The sequence below is a fragment of the Streptomyces sp. P5F9 genome (genome assembly GCF_057961495.1).
Map to the genome: position 1 here is coordinate 1 of NZ_JBXVPZ010000692.1, position 3,645 is coordinate 3,645.

The window sequence follows — 3,645 nt, forward strand, 5'->3', positions numbered from 1 at the left end:
AAGGTCGCGGTCGAGGAGGGCCAGGAGGTCAAGGAGGGCGACCTCATCGTCGTACTCGAAGCCATGAAGATGGAACAACCCCTCAACGCGCACAAGTCCGGCACCATCAAGGGCCTCGGCGCGGAAGTCGGCGCGTCCATCACCTCCGGCGCCGCGATCTGCGAGATCAAGGACTGACATTCCGCCCCGTCTGTTGCCGAGAAGACCGACAGAAACCGGAGATGGAACGCTTCATGACCACACGTCTGTTCACCTCTGAGTCCGTCACCGAGGGCCACCCCGACAAGATCGCCGACCAGATCAGCGACACCATCCTCGACGCACTACTGCGGGTGGATGCCTCGTCCAGGGTCGCCGTGGAGACGCTGATCACGACGGGGCACGTGCACATCGCGGGCGAGGTGACGACAAAGGCGTATGTGCCGATCGCCGCCCTCGTACGCGAGAAGATCCTTGAGATCGGCTACAACTCCTCGCAGAAGGGGTTCGACGGAGCCACCTGTGGCGTCTCCGTCTCCATCGGCGCCCAGTCGCCGGACATCGCTCAGGGCGTGGACACCGCATACGAGCAGCGTGTCGCGGGAGTCGAGGCGGGCGAGGAGCCTGATGAACTGGACCGGCAGGGTGCGGGCGACCAGGGGCTGATGTTCGGCTACGCCTGTGACGAGACACCCGAGTTGATGCCGCTGCCGATCCATCTGGCCCACCGGCTCGCGCACCGGCTGAGCGAGGTGCGCAGGAACGGGAGCGTCCCGTATCTGCGCCCCGACGGAAAGACCCAGGTCACCATCGAGTACCGGGACGACAAACCGGCCCGCCTCGACACCGTCGTGGTCTCTTCCCAGCACGCGGCCGACATCAGCCTGGAGGGGCTGCTTCTGCCCGACATCCGCCGGTTCGTGGTGGACCATGTGCTCCGCGAGTCGGCCGAGGAGGGCATCAAGCTGGAGACCGAGGGCTACCGGCTGCTGGTGAACCCGACCGGCCGCTTCGAGATCGGCGGCCCGATGGGCGACGCGGGTCTCACCGGCCGGAAGATCATCATTGACACGTACGGCGGTTCCGCCCGTCACGGCGGCGGTGCCTTCTCCGGCAAGGACCCCTCCAAGGTGGACCGTTCGGCGGCGTACGCGATGCGCTGGGTCGCCAAGAACGTGGTGGCCGCCGGGCTCGCACGCCGCTGCGAGGTGCAGGTCGCGTACGCCATCGGCAAGGCCGCGCCGGTCGGTCTGTTCGTCGAGACCTTCGGCACGGAGACGATCCCGGCCGGCCGGATCGAGTCGGCGATCGGCGCGGTCTTCGACCTACGGCCCGCCGCCATCGTCCGTGACCTGGACCTGCTGCGCCCGATCTACGCCCGGACCGCCGCCTACGGCCACTTCGGCCGCGAGCTGCCCGCCTTCACCTGGGAGCGTACGGACCCGTGTGGACGCCCTGCGGGCCGCCGCAGGTGGTGAGCGCGCGCTTCTCCCGGCCCGACAGTTCTGAGCGAAGGAGTCCTCCGCCGTGCGTATCGCCGTGACCGGATCGATCGCCACCGACCATCTCATGGCCTTCCCAGGACGGTTCGCCGACCAGCTGATCGCCGACCGGCTCGACCGGGTCTCCCTCTCCTTCCTCGCGGACAGTCTGGAGATACGCCGGGGAGGAGTGGCCGCGAACATCGCACTCGGACTCGCCCGGCTGGGTCTGGCGCCGGTGCTCGTCGGCTCGGTCGGCAAGGATTTCGGCGAGTACGGGGCGTGGCTGCGCGAGAGCGGCGTCGGCACCGACTGCGTACACGTCAGCGAGCGGCTCCACACGGCACGGTTCGTGTGCACGACCGACCTCGACCACAACCAGATCGCCACCTTCTACGCCGGGGCGATGTCCGAGGCCAAGGAGGTCTCCCTGGCTTCCGTGCGGGAGCGGGCCGGGAGCCTGGAGTTGGTCGTCGTCGGCCCCAACGACCCGGAAGCGATGCTGGGTTTCACCGACGAGTGCCGCCGGCTCGGCATCCCCTTCGCCGCCGACCCCTCCCAGCAGCTCGCTCGGCTCGACGGACCCGAGACCCGCCGGCTGGTCGAAGGCGCCCGCCTGCTGTTCACCAATGAGTACGAGGCCGCGCTCCTGCGTGAGCGGACCGGCTGGAGCGAGGAAGAGGTGCTGCGGCAGTGCGAGGTCTGGATCGTCACCCGTGGTGCCGCGGGCGCGGACATCGGCCGGGCAGGTGAGCCCTGGCTGCACGTCGACGCCGTCGCCACCGAGTCGGCGGTCGACCCCACCGGGGTGGGCGACGCCTTCCGCGCCGGGTTCCTCGCGGGCATCGCCCGGGATCTGCCGTACGAATGGGCCGGGTACCTCGGCTGTGCCTTGGCCACCACGGTGCTCGGCGTGGTCGGCCCCCAGGAGTACAAGTTCGCGGCGGCGGACCTGCTGCTGAGCATCGAGCGGGCCTACGGCCGGGACGCGGCCCGTGGTGTGGAGCCCTGCCTGACCGTGCCGTAACCGCGCACTGCCCCTGGACCGCCACCGACGAGGAGCAGCCCGACCATGAACCGTTCCGGCGCCGCCCCGGCACCGCGCTCGCCCGGCGTACGGACGATCACCCTGGACGCCGACGGCGTGACGCTGTCCGCGCTGCTCCTGGAAGCCGAGCAGCGTCCTCCGCGCGCCGTGGTGGTGGCCCTGCACGGCGGCGGCATGAACGCCGGATACTTCGACGGGCAGGCGCACCCGCACCTCTCCCTGTTGACGCTGGGCGCGAGCCTGGGCTACACCGTCCTGGCTCTGGACCGCCCCGGCTACCGGCACTCCGCCACCCGGCTGCCCGAAGGACAATCCCTCGCGGACCAGGCCGACTCCGTGCACGCCGCGCTGGACGACTTCACGTCCCGGTACGAGACCGGCGCGGGCTTGTTCCTGCTGGCGCACTCCTACGGCGGCAAGGTCGCGTTGAGCGCCGCGGCGGACCCGGCCGGCGGGAACCTGCTCGGGCTGGACATCTCCGGGTGCGGCCACACGTACGCCGTCGCACGGAACGAGCTGCCGGGCTCGCCCCGGCACGGGCACTGGATGAGGAACTGGGGTCCACTGCGCCTCTACCCGCCGAACACCTTCCGCAACAGCGCCTCCATGGTGGCGCCCATGCCCGAACGGGAGCGGGCCGAAGTGGCCCGCTGGCCCGAGTTGTTCCGCGAGGTCGCCTCCCGTGTGCTGGTGCCGGTGCGGCTGACCTTCGCCGAGCACGAGGCATGGTGGCGGCACGACGAGGTGGCTCTGGCCGGGTTGGCGGCGGGCTTCTCCCATTCTCCGCGGGTGGTCGTCGACCGGCAGCCGGACGCCGGCCACAACATGAGCCTCGGCTGGGCAGCCCGCTCGTACCATCTGCGGGCTCACGCATTCTTCGAGGAGTGCCTGGCACGGTACGAAGCGACGACCACCGTGCAGCCCGAGAGGGCGTCCTGATGCCGCCCGGGCCGTCGCCGCCGTACCCGCCTCTTTGGAGGAACTCTTCGGCATCGCGGCGCCACCGCGTCCGAACTGCCTTCAACCCACGCCCGAGCGGGCCAGGTACCGGACCGGAGAGGGCCGGCTGTGCCCCGAGGGTGACCCGACACATAAGGAGTGCGCGGTGACACCGGAGAAGACGAATCGCGAGCAACG

The 3,645-nt window shown here is 70.2% G+C and carries 3 protein-coding genes and 1 pseudogene; all 4 read left to right on the plus strand.

From position 1 onward, the window contains the following. A partial coding sequence (locus AC31A1_RS48565) for an acyl-CoA carboxylase biotin carboxyl carrier protein subunit (RefSeq protein ID WP_489659056.1) occupies nucleotides 1-177 on the plus strand: 177 nt, incomplete at its 5' end. Nucleotides 178-233: 56 nt separating this feature from the next. Continuing rightward, a pseudogene (gene metK / locus AC31A1_RS48570) lies at nucleotides 234-1,488 on the plus strand (methionine adenosyltransferase). 18 nt (nucleotides 1,489-1,506) lie between these two features. After that, on the plus strand, nucleotides 1,507-2,487 hold the full coding sequence (locus tag AC31A1_RS48575; protein WP_489659455.1) for a carbohydrate kinase family protein: 981 nt from the start codon (nucleotides 1,507-1,509) through the stop codon (nucleotides 2,485-2,487). A gap of 45 nt (nucleotides 2,488-2,532) precedes the next feature. Further along, nucleotides 2,533-3,447, plus strand: a complete 915-nt coding sequence (locus AC31A1_RS48580; RefSeq protein ID WP_489659456.1) for an alpha/beta hydrolase — start codon at nucleotides 2,533-2,535, stop codon at nucleotides 3,445-3,447. Nucleotides 3,448-3,645 lie beyond the last annotated feature (198 nt).